Annotated in this window: 14 protein-coding genes; 9 read left to right on the top strand and 5 right to left on the bottom strand. The window is 66.3% G+C overall.

Annotated elements, in window-relative coordinates; translation table 11 throughout:
- Window positions 1-4 precede the first annotated feature (4 nt).
- Window positions 5-1,708: a dihydroxy-acid dehydratase gene (ilvD, locus tag AC59JP_RS21325; RefSeq protein ID WP_497327832.1), complete on the bottom strand. Its 1,704-nt coding sequence runs from the start codon at window positions 1,706-1,708 to the stop codon at window positions 5-7.
- A gap of 201 nt (window positions 1,709-1,909) precedes the next feature.
- Between ilvD and AC59JP_RS21320 the strand changes: the two genes are divergently transcribed.
- Window positions 1,910-2,515 carry a sigma-70 family RNA polymerase sigma factor gene (locus AC59JP_RS21320; protein WP_497327831.1) on the top strand — a complete coding sequence of 202 codons (606 nt, stop codon included), beginning with the start codon at window positions 1,910-1,912 and terminating at the stop codon, window positions 2,513-2,515.
- 23 nt (window positions 2,516-2,538) lie between these two features.
- Here the strand turns inward: AC59JP_RS21320 and AC59JP_RS21315 are convergent, their stop codons facing one another.
- Both AC59JP_RS21315 and lppU read right to left on the bottom strand, forming a co-directional pair.
- Entirely contained in the window at window positions 2,539-3,951 is a 1,413-nt protein-coding gene (locus tag AC59JP_RS21315) for an MFS transporter (RefSeq protein WP_497327830.1), read from the bottom strand.
- Window positions 3,948-4,553 carry an LppU family putative lipoprotein gene (lppU, locus tag AC59JP_RS21310; RefSeq protein ID WP_497327829.1) on the bottom strand — a complete coding sequence of 202 codons (606 nt, stop codon included), beginning with the start codon at window positions 4,551-4,553 and terminating at the stop codon, window positions 3,948-3,950. The genes AC59JP_RS21315 and lppU overlap by 4 nt, the downstream gene beginning before the upstream one ends.
- Before the next feature lie 99 nt (window positions 4,554-4,652).
- Here lppU and AC59JP_RS21305 point away from each other — a divergent pair, with 99 nt between their 5' ends.
- Window positions 4,653-5,786, top strand: coding sequence for an ATP-dependent DNA ligase (locus AC59JP_RS21305; RefSeq protein ID WP_497327828.1), 1,134 nt, complete (start codon window positions 4,653-4,655; stop codon window positions 5,784-5,786).
- A complete protein-coding gene (locus AC59JP_RS21300; RefSeq protein ID WP_497327827.1) occupies window positions 5,783-6,886 on the top strand; it encodes a DNA polymerase domain-containing protein in 1,104 nt (367 codons plus the stop codon). Before AC59JP_RS21305 ends, AC59JP_RS21300 begins: the two co-directional genes overlap by 4 nt.
- 57 nt (window positions 6,887-6,943) lie before the next feature.
- Here AC59JP_RS21300 and AC59JP_RS21295 read toward each other — a convergent pair whose 3' ends face one another.
- A complete protein-coding gene (locus AC59JP_RS21295) occupies window positions 6,944-7,492 on the bottom strand; it encodes a Dps family protein (RefSeq protein ID WP_497327826.1) in 549 nt (182 codons plus the stop codon).
- A 161-nt stretch (window positions 7,493-7,653) separates the two neighbouring features.
- Between AC59JP_RS21295 and AC59JP_RS21290 the strand changes: the two genes are divergently transcribed.
- Window positions 7,654-8,676, top strand: a complete 1,023-nt coding sequence (locus AC59JP_RS21290) for a zinc-binding metallopeptidase family protein (RefSeq protein WP_497327825.1) — start codon at window positions 7,654-7,656, stop codon at window positions 8,674-8,676.
- Window positions 8,677-8,685: 9 nt separating this feature from the next.
- Here the strand turns inward: AC59JP_RS21290 and AC59JP_RS21285 are convergent, their stop codons facing one another.
- Window positions 8,686-9,951: an EAL domain-containing protein gene (locus tag AC59JP_RS21285; protein ID WP_497327824.1), complete on the bottom strand. Its 1,266-nt coding sequence runs from the start codon at window positions 9,949-9,951 to the stop codon at window positions 8,686-8,688.
- A gap of 259 nt (window positions 9,952-10,210) precedes the next feature.
- On the opposite strand from AC59JP_RS21285, the gene AC59JP_RS21280 reads away from it, so the two are divergent.
- The 5 genes from AC59JP_RS21280 to AC59JP_RS21260 all read left to right on the top strand — a co-directional run bounded on the left by AC59JP_RS21280 (window position 10,211) and on the right by AC59JP_RS21260 (window position 15,494).
- Window positions 10,211-11,152 (top strand): L,D-transpeptidase, encoded by a 942-nt coding sequence (locus tag AC59JP_RS21280; RefSeq protein ID WP_497327823.1) that lies wholly within the window; start codon window positions 10,211-10,213, stop codon window positions 11,150-11,152.
- A 110-nt stretch (window positions 11,153-11,262) separates the two neighbouring features.
- Window positions 11,263-12,201 (top strand): carbohydrate ABC transporter permease, encoded by a 939-nt coding sequence (locus tag AC59JP_RS21275; RefSeq protein ID WP_497327822.1) that lies wholly within the window; start codon window positions 11,263-11,265, stop codon window positions 12,199-12,201.
- Window positions 12,198-13,088 (top strand): carbohydrate ABC transporter permease, encoded by an 891-nt coding sequence (locus AC59JP_RS21270; RefSeq protein ID WP_497327821.1) that lies wholly within the window; start codon window positions 12,198-12,200, stop codon window positions 13,086-13,088. Before AC59JP_RS21275 ends, AC59JP_RS21270 begins: the two co-directional genes overlap by 4 nt.
- 28 nt (window positions 13,089-13,116) lie before the next feature.
- Complete coding sequence (locus AC59JP_RS21265; protein WP_497327820.1) at window positions 13,117-14,433, top strand: ABC transporter substrate-binding protein; 1,317 nt, start codon at window positions 13,117-13,119, stop codon at window positions 14,431-14,433.
- A complete protein-coding gene (locus tag AC59JP_RS21260) occupies window positions 14,433-15,494 on the top strand; it encodes an ABC transporter ATP-binding protein (RefSeq protein WP_497327819.1) in 1,062 nt (353 codons plus the stop codon). The genes AC59JP_RS21265 and AC59JP_RS21260 overlap by 1 nt, the downstream gene beginning before the upstream one ends.
- The last annotated feature ends 21 nt before the right edge of the window (window positions 15,495-15,515 follow it).

The raw sequence follows: 15,515 nt of genomic DNA, 5'->3' as shown, positions 1-15,515 counted from the left end.
ACAGCTAGCCGCAGACGGCGCCTTGCGAGGCCGAGCCCACCAGCTTCGAGTACTTCGCCAGCACGCCGCGGGTGTAGCGCGGGGGCGCGGGTTCCCAACCCTGCTTGCGGCTCTCGAACTCCGCATCGTCGATCAGCACGTCGAGGGTGCCCTTGGCCACGTCGAGGCGAATTCGGTCGCCGTCCTTCACGAATGCGATGGGTCCGCCGTCGACCGCTTCGGGGGCGATGTGTCCCACGCAGAGGCCGGTGGTGCCGCCCGAGAAGCGTCCGTCGGTCATGAGGAGGACGTCCTTGCCCAGGCCGGCGCCCTTGATGGCGCCGGTGATGGCGAGCATCTCGCGCATACCGGGCCCGCCCTTGGGTCCCTCGTACCGGATGACGACGACGTCGCCGGCGGTGATGGTGCCGTCTTCGAGTGCGTCCATGGCGGCGCGCTCGCGCTCGAACACCCGCGCGGTGCCCTCGAAGACGTCGGAGTCGAATCCGGCGGACTTCACGACGGCGCCGCCCGGCGCGAGCGAGCCCTTCAGGATCGTGATGCCGCCGGTGGGATGGATCGGCTCCTTCATTGCGCGCAGCACCAGGCCGTCGGGGTCGGGCGGCGCGATGTCGGCGAGGTTCTCCGCCACGGTCTTGCCGGTGACGGTCAGGCAGTCGCCGTGGAGCAGGCCTGCGTCCAGCAGCGCCTTCATGATCACGGGAACGCCGCCGATGCGGTCGACGTCGGTCATGACGTGCTTGCCGAAGGGCTTGACGTCGGCGAGGTGCGGCACACGCGCCCCGACGCGGACGAAGTCGTCGAGCGTCAGTTCGACGTGGGCTTCGTAGGCGATCGCGAGCAGATGCAGCACGGCGTTGGTGGAACCGCCGAACGCCATGACGACGGCGATGGCGTTCTCGAAGGCTTCCTTCGTCATGATGTCGCGGGTGGTGATGCCCCGGCGGAGCAACTCGACGACGGCCTCGCCGCTGGCGCGCGCGAATCCGTCGCGCCGCTTGTCCGGTGCCGGCGGTGCGGCGCTACCGGGGAGCGACATTCCCATCGCTTCGGCGGCGCTGGCCATGGTGTTGGCGGTGTACATACCGCCGCAGGCGCCTTCGCCGGGACAGATGGCGCGTTCGATGGTGTCGACGTCCTCGCGGGACATCAGTCCGCGCGAGCAGGCGCCGACTGCCTCGAACGCATCGATGATCGTGACCTGGTGCTCGCTGCCGTCGGACAGAGTTGCAAATCCCGGCAGGGTCGATCCGGCGTAGAGGAAGACGCTCGCGAGGTCGAGTCGCGCCGCCGCCATCAGCATGCCGGGCAGTGACTTGTCGCAGCCCGCGAGAAGAACGGAGCCGTCGAGACGCTCCGCGCTGATGACCGTCTCGACGCTGTCGGCGATGACCTCACGCGAGACCAGCGAGAAGTGCATGCCCTCGTGGCCCATGGAGATGCCGTCGGAAACGGAGATGGTGCCGAATTCGAGCGGGTAACCACCGCCCGTGTGGACGCCTTCCTTGACCGCCTTCGCGAGACGGTCGAGGGAAAGGTTGCACGGGGTGATCTCGTTCCAGGACGACGCGACACCGATCTGCGACTTGCCCCAGTCGGCGTCGCCCATCCCGACGGCGCGAAGCATGCCGCGAGCAGCGGTTTTCTCCAGTCCGTCGGTGACGTCGCGACTGCGTGGCTTGATGTCGTTCTCTGCACCTTCGCTCATGGGAGAAAACCCTAGACCGGTTCCGGGCGACCCCTGTCGGCGTGGTCCGGCGAATCGACTGAGGTCCGAAAACCTCGTTACCAATCCGTTATCCACCAGTGACCGTATCGCGACACAGGCGATGCGGTACCGACGGGTAGCGCTGGCACGATCGGGTAATCGACCAATACATCAGTAGGGTCGTGAATCGAGGTACCTGCTATGAATTCGTCACTCGCACAACGTGACTCGACCATCGATGGTCGAATGCAGTACTCCGTGGCCGAACTGTCCAGTCTGCTCGAAGCTATCGGGCGCGGTGACCGTGAGGCCTTTGCTCAGTTCTACGACGCCACCTCCTCCCGCGTCTACGGCGCGGTTCTCCGCGTTCTGCGTGATCGCGGGTTCACGGAGGAGTGCGTCCAGGACGTCTACCTCGAGGTCTGGCAGAAGGCGCCGTCGTTCTCACGCGCCAGTGGGTCTCCCAGTGCGTGGCTGATCACCATGGCGCATCGCCGGGCCATCGACCGAGTTCGGTCCGAACAGTCTCGGTCCGACCGTGAATCCCGGTACGCCATGCTCGACGACGCGCTGGGTGCACCGAACGACGCGTCGGCGAATTTCCTGGACCGGCGACCGGTCATGAGTGCGCTCAGCGGTCTGTCGCTCCGGCAGCGGGAATGCCTGTTCATGGCCTTCTTCGAAGGGCTCACCTACGCCGAGGCCGCCGATCGCATGGGAATTCCGGTGTCCACCATGAAGTCACGCATTCGCAGTGCTCTGGCGAATCTTCGGGCGGATCCAGGAATTGTCTGTCTCGCAGAGTGAGCATCGTCCGTCTCGCAGAGTGATCAGCGGGTGAGTGGTGGCCCGCCCACGTCGCAATGGGCCCCCGACGCGGTAACCGGTCGCGGCGATCGAATCATGATCGCTGCGATCGCGGCCCCGATCAGCAGCAACCCCGCACAGATCAGCATCGACACGGTGAAGCCGGCGTCGAACACGTTCGGCCGGTCGTAGTCGGCCCCGGCGATCCCTGCCAGAGCCGGCAACGCCGCGACGGCCAGCAGCTGTGACGTGCGGGCGACGGCGTTGTTGACCCCGGACGCTGTTCCGGCGTGCTCGGCCGGTGCTGCCGCGAGTACCGCGGTGGTCAGCGGGGCGACGAGGATCGACAGCCCCAGACCGAAGACGACCACAGCGGGCAGGACCGTGCCGATGTACGACCCGCCCGACCCGATACGCGTCATCAGCACGAGTCCCACCGCGGCGACCAGTGGCCCGATGGTCAACGGAAGCCGCGGTCCGATCCGCGACGCAATGGCGCCGGCGCGAGAGGACAGCACCAGCATCAACGCGGTGATCGGCAACGTCGACAATCCTGCCGCGAGCGGCGAGAAGCCGACCACGATCTGCAACTGCAGAAGCAGCAGGAAGAACACCCCGCCGAGCGCCGCGTACACCGCGAACGTCACGAGATTGGCGGCCACGAACACACGGGACGAGAAGAGCGTCGGCGGCACGAGTGGATGGTCGCTGCGGCGCTCGAGCCAGACGAACAGAACCAGGGCAATCAGGCCGACCACGGCCGGGGCGAGCAATGTTTCGATCAGCCCGTACGTCAGACCCGCAAGGGCCACCGCGCCGACGGCGGCGCCCGCGAAGTCGAGCTTGCGCGGTGCGTGCGGGTCGAGACTCTCCGGAACGTGACGTGCGGCGACGAACACCACCGCGATCGCGAGCGGAACGTTGATCAGAAACACCGTTCGCCACCCGGCGATCTCGACGAGCCACCCACCGAGCAGCGGGCCGGCCGCCGACGCGACGCCGCCGAGGCCGGACCACAGGCCGATCGCCGCTCCTCGATCCTCGGGATCGATGGACGCCGAGATCAGCGCCAGGCTTCCCGGCGTGAGGAGCGCAGCGCCGACGCCCTGCAGGACGCGGGCAGCGATCAGGATGTCGATGTCCGGAGCGAGCCCGCACAGCAGAGACGCGGCCGTGAACCACACCGTTCCGAGCACGAATATGCGTCGACGACCGAACCGGTCACCCAGCGATCCGCCGAGAAGGATGAACGCGGCGAGCGTCAGCGTGTATCCGCTCAGCGTCCACTGCAGACCCTGTACCTGCGCGTCGAGGTCGGTCCCGATGTCGGGCAGCGCAATGTTGACGACGGTGGCGTCGAGCATCGCGAGCGAGGATCCGAGGACCGTGGCGGCGACGATCCAGCGGCCGCGCGCGGTCTTCAGAGGAACGGTCACAACTCCTCGACGCACACCACGAAGTTGCGCTCGTCGTGCGTGTACCCGGAGTTGGCGGGGTCTGGACACGCGTCCACATCGGACGTGCCCTGCAGAACGTCGATGACCTTGACGGGCTCGATCCCGCTCTCGGTGCAGTCGATGCGGGTGGGGTCCGGGGTTCCCATATCCATGCATCCACCGACGACGAAGTCGATGTCGAGGCACAGAGCGCCCTGCTCGACGCCGCGGAGCGTCTCGTAGTAGTACTGGTCGACGTCGGACCCGCACAGATCGCCGGACGGCACCTTCGCGACGACCCTGTAGTTGGACTGCTGGGACCCACACTCGGCGTTGTCGATGGTCGCGTCCTGGACGGTGCCGCCCAGCTCGACGCAGTCACCGATCTCGACGTCGATGTCCACGTCACCGCCCTCGTCGACTCCGGTCAGCGGCGGCATCGTGGTCCGCGGTTCGGACGTGCTGCTCGGCGAACTCTCGGTCGCCGGAACGGTGCCGGACTGGGCGACCGGGTTTCCCTCGATCGTCGACCCACACCCCGCCAGGAGAAAGACGAACGCGACGGCGACCACCGCACGCGTCGGTCGGAACGAAAAGCTCATCGCGCACTCCATGTTCTTCGGCAGGGCAGTCGGTTCGAATTATGAGGTATGCCGCCGTTCTCCGGTACCGGTACATCCGCGACGTGACAGAATTGCACGGTGGATCTACCTGTGATGCCGCCCCTGCAGCCCATGCTCGCCAAGGCGGCGAAGGTGGTTCCGCCTCAGCCCGACACGGGTGATCCGGTGTGGTCGTACGAGCCGAAGTGGGACGGGTTCCGCACCATCGTCTTCCGCGATGGCGACGAGGTGGTTCTCGGTTCGCGCGGAGGCAAGGATCTGGCGCGCTACTTCCCGGAGATGGTCGACGCCGTCCGCGCCGAGCTGCCCGAGAGGTGCGTCGTCGACGGTGAACTGGTGGTCGCCCTGGAGAAGGACGGGTCTTCGCGCCTGGACTGGGACTCGTTGTCGGAACGAATTCACCCGGCGGACAGCCGCGTTCGTATGCTGGCGGAGAAGACCCCGGCGCAGTTCATCGGCTTCGATCTCCTCGCTCTCGGCGACGACGACTACACCTCGCGCCCGTTCGAGGAGCGTCGTGCGGCACTGCTGGACATCGTCGGTCGGAATGCGGCGGGCAGGCCGGAGGCCGGTCGGAATGGGGCGGGCAGGCCGGAGGCCGGTCGGAATGGGGCGGGCAGGCCGGAGGCCGGTCGGAAACTGATGTGTCATGTCACGACGGCCACGGCTGATGCGGCGGTGGCCACCGACTGGTTCGAGCGGTTCGAAGGCGCAGGCCTCGACGGTGTCGTCGCAAAGCGTCTCGACGGAACATACCTGCCGAACAAACGCGAGATGGTCAAGGTCAAGCACGCCAGGACCGCCGACTGCGTCCTGATCGGCTATCGAATTCACAAGTCCGGCAACGGCATCGGATCGATGTTGCTGGGGCTGTATCAGGGAGACGATCTCCAGTTCATCGGCGGAGCGTCGGCGTTCACCGACGCGAAACGGCTGGAGTACCTCGCCGAGCTCGAACCGCTGCGCGTCGGAGACGACGTGGTGGCCGACGGCGAACAGACGAGGTGGCGCAACGGAATCGACCGCACCTGGATCCCTCTTCGGCCCGAGCGTGTGGTGGAGGTGGCCTACGACCAGATGGAGAAGCATCGGCTGCGGCACGCAGCGCGGTTCCTGCGGTGGCGTCCGGACCGAGACCCGTTGTCCTGCACCTACGATCAACTCGACGTGCCGACGAAGTACGACCTGTCCGACGTACTGGAGGGCCGATGACGCCGGCCAAGGCGATCGAGATCGCCGCGCCCACACCCGACGGGGGTGAGCGATTGGTCCGCGTGACCAATCCCGACCGTGAGATCTACCCACCGACGGATCGGACACCGTCGGTGACGAAGAAGATGGTGGCCGAATACGTTGTGGCAGTGGGTGAGCCGCTGCTGCGGATCCTCGGCAATCGGCCCACCGCGCTCGAGCGGTGGCCCGGAGGCGTCCACCCGGGCATGCATCTCGCCCTCGGGCCCGGAGACAAGGACGCCGACGGCTTCTACCAGAAGCGCATGATGAAGGGCGCTCCCGATTACGCGCGCACGGCGTCGATCACGTTCCCGTCGGGCCGCACGGCGGCCGAGCTGTGCCCCACGGAGATCGCCGTGGCCGTCTGGTGCGCCCAGATGGGAACGATCGCGTTCCACCCCTGGGCGGTGCGCAAGACGGACGATCCGGCGAGCCTGGATCAGCCGGACGAGCTACGCATCGACCTCGACCCGCAACCCGGCACCACGTTCGCCGACGTCGTCCGTGTCGCCGGTGTGGCGCGGGAACTGCTCGCTAACCTCGGAATGACGGGCTACTGCAAGACATCCGGCAATCGCGGCGTGCACGTGTACGTCCGCATCGAGCCGCGGTGGGATTTCGTCGACGTACGGCACGCGGCCATCGCGTTCGGTCGGGAACTGGAGAAGCGTGACAGCGGCACCACCACAGCGTGGTGGAAGGAAGAGCGCGGCGAGCGTGTCTTCGTCGACTACAACCAGAACTGCCGCGACCGATCGATCGCCGCGGCGTGGTCGTTGCGCGCGGTTCAGGGCGCGACGGTGTCGACACCGCTGACGTGGGCGGAATTGGCCGAAGTCGAGGACCCGCACGAGTTCAACCTGTTCACGGTGCCGGACAAGGTTGCGCGCGACGGTGATCCGTGGATCGACATGGATTCGACGTTCCACTCGATTCAGCCGCTGCTCGACCTGTGGAACGAGAACCCGATCGAGCTCAACTACCCGCCCGACTACCCGAAGATGCCGGGTGAGCCGCCGCGCGTGCAGCCGAGCAAGAAGGTGGCCGCGAACTGGGACGAGGACGGGTCGCGCGCCTGACACACGACGAAGCCGCGTCCCCGGAAGGGAACGCGGCTGTCGGTATGAATCGGAAGGTCAGGCCTTCTTGGCCGCTTCCTTCTCGCTCGTCGCGCCTGCGGTGGAGAGCTGGCCACCGGCGTTCTCGAGGTGCGCACGCACGAACCAGTGGAACAGTTCCAGCTGGCCGCTCTGGCCGATCAGCAGATCCTCGGTGACCGGGTCGACGTCGCCGGTCTCCTCGATGGCGTTGCGGTGATCGGCGATCACGCCGGTGTAGACCAGATCGAGCGCGCCGAGGTGATCGATTGCGGGCGCGCGGCCGATCGAGTAGTCGTCCCACTTGCGCTCGTTGACGATCGTGCCCGGTGTGCCCTTGGCGGATCCACCGAGGGTGGCGATGCGCTCGGCGACCTCGTCGGCGAAGCCGCGCACGGCCTCGACCTGCGGATCGAGCATCTCGTGCACCGAAATGAAGTTCGGACCGACGACGTTCCAGTGGATGTGCTTGAGCGTCAGGTGCAGGTCGTTGAGAGCGTTCAGGCGATCCTGCAGAATCGCTGCGACCTTGCTGCCGTCTTCGGTCGACATCCCGGGAACTGTGTACGAAGCTGTCGTGTTAGTCATGACGGAGGTATTGACGCAGGGGCCGAAATTCAAACAGTCGAGCACGTCACATCGGCGACCGGCGCGGTTGAATGTCGGCGGGTTGGGTATCCCGACCCGCGCACCTGCTCCGATGGGTCGGTCGTCCTTCCTCCCTCAATCTTCAAGAAAGGTCCCCACCCATGCGTGACTTCGTCTGCCGCAAGTGCGGCCAGCGACTCTCCTTCGAGAACTCGGTGTGCCTGCACTGCAACTCCCCGCTCGGCTTTCATCTCCCGTCCCGCGCGCTGCTCGTGCTCGACGACGCGTCCGAGGTCTCCGTCGACGAGACGGTGTGGCACATCTGCGCCAACCTGTCCGTCGCCGCGTGCAACTGGCTCGTCGACACCAGCACGGGCGACATCCTGTGCACCTCGTGCAAGCTGACCCGCACTCGTCCCGCCGACGACGACACCGTCGCGATGGCCGAGTACGCAGCCGCGGAGACCGCCAAGCGTCGGGTGATCCTCGAACTCGACGAGCTGGGCCTGCCGATCATCGGTCGCGACGAGCAGCCCGAGACCGGACTGGCGTTCGACCTGCTCTCCAGCGCGCAGCAGCAGGTGATGACCGGACACGACAACGGGTTGATCACCCTCGACCTCGCCGAGAGCGACGACGTGCACCGCGAGCAGCTGCGCGTGTCGATGAGCGAGCCGTACCGCACGCTCGTCGGGCACTTCCGCCACGAGATCGGGCACTTCTATCAGATGGTGTCGATCGGCACCGGTGAGTACCGCGCCGATTTCGAGGAACTGTTCGGCAACCCCGACGACGACTACCAGGCCGCGCTGGATCGCCACTACAGCGAAGGTGCGCCGGCCGGCTGGGAGCAGAACTACGTCTCGTCCTACGCGACGATGCACCCCGCCGAGGACTGGGCGGAGACGTTCGCGCACTACCTGCACATCCGGGACACCCTCGACACCGCCGCCGCCTTCGGGATGGCACCGGCCGGATCGACGATCGAGAGCCCGCTTCCCGGTGACGTCGGTTTCGATCGCCTGATCGAATGGTGGTTGCCGCTGACCTGGGCGTTGAACCAGATCAACCGATCCATGGGCCACCAGGATCTGTATCCGTTCGTGCTGCCGGACCACGTGCTGACGAAGATGCGCTTCGTGCACCGGGTCATCGAGACGGTGGACGTAGCGCTGCCGGCCTAGCCAGCTGAGTTAGCTGCCGCTTCGCTCCGGAGGTAGGCGCGAGAGCAGCGACCGGGCGCACTCGACGGTCAGGCGGGGGTCGTGCGAGAGCACGTAATCGAACCGCCTGTCCATGTCGGGGCCGGTGTCGCCCACGTCTCGCGCGGCCAGAACGGCCGAGAAGTGCGGCGTCAGAACAACGACGTCCCACTCTGCTCGGACGGGATCCTCCGGCGCCAGCGACGCGCCTCGGACCTTCGGCGCCGGCTCGGTGACCATGCCGTCGGCAAGCGCCCCGACGAGGGCGGCGTTGGTGGCCATGAGCTCCCAGCGTCGCCCCGTCAGCGGGGTGAAGTGGTACACGTCCTGGAACGTGCCGAGCATCAGGGCGGTCTGTTGACTGTCCGTCGCCATCGCTTCGAGGTTCTTGCTGATCTCGATGAGCAGGCGCTTCGACGCACGTCGCACGTCGCGCCCGGCAGCGGCCAGCTGGTACGGCGACGACATCGGGATCGCGCCCCGATCGGACGACGAGTGGAACTCCAGCGGAGACCCCACCGGACGGTCCTCGGCACCGAGGTGGGTCGTCGAGCCGAAGAGTGAACCCTCGCCGACGCGGGCGCCCATCGCCTCGGCGTTCAGACGAATACGTTCGGTGTCGATACCCTCGGCCATCACGATCGCACCGGTCCGCTCGACCTGTGCCGCAACGGCATTGACGGCGCGCGCGGTGAGACGATTGGGGCGGGTGCCGATCAGGGAACGGTCGAGTTTGACGACGTCCGGCTCGAGCAGAGGAAGCAACGCGAGCGATTCCGACCGCACTCCGACGTGGTCGACAGCGATCGCCCAGCCGAGACGGCGGACCTCGGTGACCACCCGCATCAGGTGCGCCGGCCGCCGGATCAGGGCGGTCTCGTCGAACTTCAACACTGCGCCGCCGTGTTGGTGATCGTTGAGGTCGGGGAGATCGGTGATCGAATCGGGGTCGACGGCGATGAAGACGGGGAGCTCGCGCGGGAGGGATGCAGCCGCAGCCTCGGCGAGGGCGCCGTTCCAGCGAGCGGCATCGAGATCGGCGACCATGCCCATGGCTTTGGCGGCGGAGGCGAGCGCTTCGGGATCTTCGAACGACGACCCCTCGGGCCCGCGGACCACCGCTTCGTACCCGACGACGGCGTCCGTCTGCAGGTCGGTGATCAGCTGGAAGGAAATCCGGAGGCTGTCCGGGCCGAGAAGATCACGCAGGCCGTCACCACTCGTACGCCCCGGGAATGTCGGTGATCGATCGGTCACTCCGCCTCCTTCCGTCCACACCCACTTCGGTCGTGGTCGACTTCGCCGTCACGCACCGCGGCCGGTGCGTTCGATCCCATTCGACAGCCGCCGCGTGTTGGACAGAAGTCTGAAACAGGAAGCATTACACGTCGGCCTGCAGTTCGCCACCACGGGCCCGTGATTTCGGCCCGGTGGATTCGCTTCGGACGGGCGCGTGTGTGTTAATGGCTGTGCTCGTCTCGGATGCACACACCACGAAGAAGCAGGTACAGAACCGATGTCATCGAATAGACGCGTCTCGTTGGCCGCACTGGGAGTTGTCGGTGCCGCTGCGATCGGACTCGCCGTCGCCGCCCCCGCGGGCGCGGTGCCGCTGTTCCCCGGTGGCCCCGACATCCCACTGCCTGTCATCCCACTGCCCGTGATTCCCGGGATCACCGAAACCCTGCCCGGCCAGCCGCCGGCGCCCCTGGCCCCCGCCGCGCCCAGCGCCCCGGTGGAGCTGCCGCCCGGACCGGCCAACTTCTCGGCACCGTCGATCAACCCGGCGAGCGGGGAGACCGTCGGCGTCGCGCAGCCGGTGATCATTCGCTTCGGCTCGCCCGTCACCGACCACGCGACGGCGGAACGCGCCATCAAGATCACCAACTCGGCCAACGTGCCCGGACACTTCTACTGGTTCGGTGACAAGCAGGTCCGCTGGCGCCCGGAAGCGTTCTGGCCGGCCGGAACCGACGTGAAGGTGGATGCGGGCGGCACCGTGTCGACGTTCCACATCGGCGACGCGATCGTCAGCACCGCAGACGACAACACGCACCAGATCACGATCACCCGCAACGGCGAGGTGGTGAAGACCATGCCGACTTCGATGGGCAAGCCGGGCCACGAGACGCCCAACGGCACCTACATCGTCGGTGAGCGGTTCCGCGACATGTACATGGATTCCTCCACCTACGGTGTCCCGGTCGATGCGCCGGACGGCTACCGCACCTACGTCGAGTACGCCACGCGCATCTCCAACAGCGGCATCTTCGTGCACGCGGCGCCGTGGTCCGTGGGTGCGCAGGGCAACTCGGACGTGAGCCACGGTTGCCTGAACGTCAGCACCGAGGACGGCAAGTGGTTCTTCGAGAACGCGCAGAAGGGCGATCCGGTGATCGTCGTCAACACCGCGGGCGGAACGCTGAACCCGGGCGACGGATTGGGCGACTGGAACTAGCGGAGGGCCCCACCCCCCGTGCGTGAATTAGTGCCCTGGAGGGCATGAATTCACGCACGGGGGTTTTTCCATTCACCATCTGTTCGTTCTGGCCCATCACAGTCCGGAGTGTGAGAGCCGCTCCCCAGCGGACCCTGCCGGAGCTTCCTCCCGATCAGCGTTCGTTCCTCCGACGCCCCTGGCGCGACTACGCACTGTTCTTCGTGCTCGTGGGCCCCAATCTTGTTCTCTTGGCGCTGTTCACGTATCGCCCGCTGGCCGACAACATCCGGCTGTCCTTCTTCGACTGGAACATCAGTTCGCCCACCGCGACGTTCCTGGGTCTCGCGAATTACCGGGAGTGGATCTCCCGCAGCGACACCTGGCAGATCGTCTCGAACACGGTGATCTTCACCGTCGCCGCGGTGGTGGGCAGCATGGCGCTCGGTCTGGCCTTGGCGCTGCTGCTCGACCGCAAACTCAAAGGCCGCAACATCGTCCGGTCGGCGGTCTTCGCACCCTTCGTGATCTCGGGTGCGGCGATCGGCGTCGCGTTCCAGTTCGTGTTCGATCCGAACTTCGGTCTCATCCAGGATCTGATGCGGCGCATCGGCATCACCGGTGTGCCGGACTTCTACCAGGACCCCAAGTGGGCCCTGTTCATGATCACCGTGACCTACATCTGGAAGAACCTCGGCTACGCCTTCGTCATCTATCTCGCTGCACTGCAAGGACTTCGGCAGGATCTGACCGAGGCCGCGCAGATCGACGGTGCGAGCCGGTGGACCTCCTTCACCCGCGTCGTCCTCCCGCAGCTGCGACCCACCACGTTCTTTCTGTCCATCACCGTGATGCTGAATTCGCTGCAGGTGTTCGACATCATCAACGTGATGACCCGCGGCGGCCCGCTCGGCACCGGCACCACCACGATGGTCTATCAGGTGTACGAGGAGTCGTTCCGCAACTTCCGCGCCGGATACGGGGCGACGGTCGCCACCATCATGTTCCTGGTCCTTCTCGTCGTCACCGTCGTTCAGGTACGCATCATGGATCGAGGTGACGCACGATGACGATTCTCACCAAGCCCGCAGAACCCGCAGAACCCGCTGCGAGCGAACGGGACACGGCCCAGCGCACGCGGCGCGGTGCCAACGTCTTCGGCTACCTGGCCATGGTGGTCGTGATCGTCATGGTGGGCCTGCCGCTGTTCTGGATCGTGTTGACGTCCTTCAAGGAACGACCCGACATCTACGTCCAGCCCGCCGACTGGTGGCCCGGTGTGTTCCGGCCCGAGAACTACTCGGACGCCACGTCGACGGTTCCCTTCTGGACCTTCCTGCGCAACTCGTTGGTGGTCACGAGCGTGCTCGCGGTCGTGAAGTTCGTACTCGGCGTGCTGAGCGCGTACGGCCTGGTGTTCCTGCGCTTCCCCGGCAAGAACCTCGTGTTCCTTCTGATCATCGCCGCGCTGATGGTGCCGAACCAGATCACGGTCATCTCCAACTACGCGCTGATCGCGCAATTGGGCTGGCGCAACACCTTCCAGGGAATCATCGTGCCGCTGGCCGGTGTCGCCTTCGGCACCTTCCTCATGCGGAACCACTTCCTGTCCATCCCTTCGGAGATCATCGAGGCCGCGCGGATGGACGGTGCCGGACCCTTCCGGTTGCTCACCCGCGTCGTCCTGCCCATTTCCGGGCCGACGATGGTCGCGTTCGCCACCATCACCGTGGTCAACGAGTGGAACGAGTACCTGTGGCCGTTCCTGATGGCCGACGACGCCAGCCGCGCGACACTGCCGGTCGGACTCACCCAGCTGCAGAACAACGACGGCGTCACCAACTGGGGACCGGTGATGGCCGGAACCATTCTGACCATGATCCCCATCCTGATCGTCTTCCTCGCATTGCAACGTCACATGATCAAGGGCCTCACCTCCGGTGCGGTCAAAGGCTGATTCCCTCTCTATCCCCAGGAGTGTTCACATGACCGTTCTGTCTCGTCGTGGTTTCCTCGGCTTGGCCGGAACCGCCACTGCCGCTGCGGCTCTCGCCGCCTGTGCCGGTTCGGGCGGAAGTTCGGCGCCGGCCTCGAGCGGCGACACGAACACCATCACGTTCTGGTCGAGCCACCCCGGCAGTTCGACCGACGTCGAGAAAGAACTGATCTCGCGGTACGAGGCCGCCAACCCCGGCATGAAGGTCGACCTGATCGACGGCGGCAAGAACTACGAGGAGATCGCCCAGAAGTTCAACGCCGCGCTCTCGGGCGGTTCGTTGCCCGACGTCGTGGTGCTCTCGGACGTGTGGTGGTTCAACTTCGCCCTCCTCGGTGCGATCACCCCGCTCAGCGACATCTTTTCCTCGGCCGGTGTGGACACGAGCGACTACGTGGATTCGCTTCTGGCCGACTACAACTGGAACGACAAGACCTGGGCGCTTCCTTACGCCCGGTCGACGCCGCTGTTCTACTACAACAAGGCCGTCTGGTCCGCAGCCGGTCTTCCCGACCGCGGTCCCGCCACGTGGCAGGAATTCGATCAGTGGGGACCGGAGCTGCAGCGCGTCGTCGGGAACGGCAAGCTCGCGCACGGGTGGGGCAATGCCGTGGACTACCTCGGCTGGACCTTCGAGGGCCCGATCTGGACGTTCGGAGGTTCGTATTCGGACCAGTTCGACCTGAAGTTCACCGACGAGCGCACCGTCACCGCCGGCAACTTCCTGCGGGACATGATCCACACCAAGAAGTACGCGGCCGTGTCCAACGACATCGCCAACGACTTCGCCGCCGGCATCCTCGGCTCCACCATCGCCTCGACCGGTGACCTGTCCGGTATTCAGAAGAACGCGAAGTTCGACATCGGCACCGCGTTCCTCCCCGCCGTCGACGGCACACCCGGATGCCCGACGGGTGGAGCCGGTCTCGCCATTCCCGCCAACATCGCGGACGAGCGGAAGGTGAACGCGCTCAAGTTCATCGACTTCTACACCAACGCCCAGAACACGGCCTACTTCTCGCAGAACGTGGGCTACATGCCGGTGCGCAAGTCCGCACAGACCGACCCCAGCGAGGTGGCGTTCCTCGCGGCGAACCCGAACTCGAAGACGGCCGTCGACCAGCTCTCGCGTACGCGCTCGCAGGACTACGCCCGCGTGTTCGTGCCCGGCGGCGACAAGATCATCGGCACCGGCCTCGAGCAGATCGCCCTGCAGAACGCCGACGTCACCGCCACCTTCTCCAGCGTGCAGGACCAGCTGCAGCAGATCATCGACCGCCAGATCACGCCGAAGCTCCCGAAGTAATGGCGGGGGTTCGCTTCGCCGGTGTCTCCCACCGGTATCCGGGTGCGCCCGGCCTGTCGGTGAAGTCGTTGGAACTCGACATCGAGGACGGTGAGTTCATCGTTCTCGTGGGACCGTCCGGATGCGGCAAGTCGACGTCGCTGCGGATGCTCGCCGGTCTCGAAGCCGTCGAGAGCGGCCGCATCGACATCGGCGGTGTCGACGTCACGTCGCTGGCACCGAAGGAACGCGACGTCGCAATGGTGTTCCAGAACTACGCGCTGTACCCGAACATGACCGTGGCCGCCAACATGGGCTTCGCTCTGCGCAACGCGGGAATGAGCAAGGCGGACACGGACGTTCGAGTGCAGGAGGCCGCGCGCATTCTCGAGCTCGAGCCGCTCTTGGACCGCAAGCCCGGCAAGCTGTCCGGCGGACAGCGTCAGCGGGTGGCCATGGGGCGGGCAATCGTGCGTCAGCCCAAGGTGTTCTGCATGGACGAGCCGCTGTCCAACCTCGACGCCAAGCTGCGCGTGAGCACCCGGTCGCAGATCGCCGGGCTGCAGCGCCGGCTCGGCACCACCACCGTGTACGTCACCCACGATCAGGTCGAGGCCATGACGATGGGCGACCGAGTGGCCGTGCTGCTCGACGGTGAGCTGCAGCAGATCGCGGCTCCCCGCGTGCTCTACGACAACCCGGTCAACACGTTCGTCGCGTCGTTCATCGGCTCGCCCGCCATGAATCTGATCGGTGCGGACGTCGTCGACGGGGTGGCCGAAGTCGGCGAACTCCGGGTGCCGGCGCCGCGCGAGGCGACGGGGCGGGTGACCGTCGGCATTCGGCCGGAGTCGTGGAATCTGGTGTCCGCCGAATCGGCCGGCGCGCTCGAGGTGACGACGGACCTGGTCGAGGAGCTGGGCAGCGAGTCGTTCGTGTACGCGACGGGTCCGAAGGACGTGGGCAGGGTCGTCGTGCGGGTGGACCGCCGCCAGAGCTTCGCGGCGGGTGACCGGTTGTCACTGCAGCCCGTGGCGAGCGAGGTGTACTTCTTCGACGGGTCGTCGGGCGCCCGCATCTGACGGTGGGCACCCGGCCACTCT

This window comes from Rhodococcus sp. 320_ES (assembly GCF_059691855.1).
Note: the sequence above shows the minus strand (reverse complement) of the source record. Positions and strands in the feature narration are given on the sequence as shown.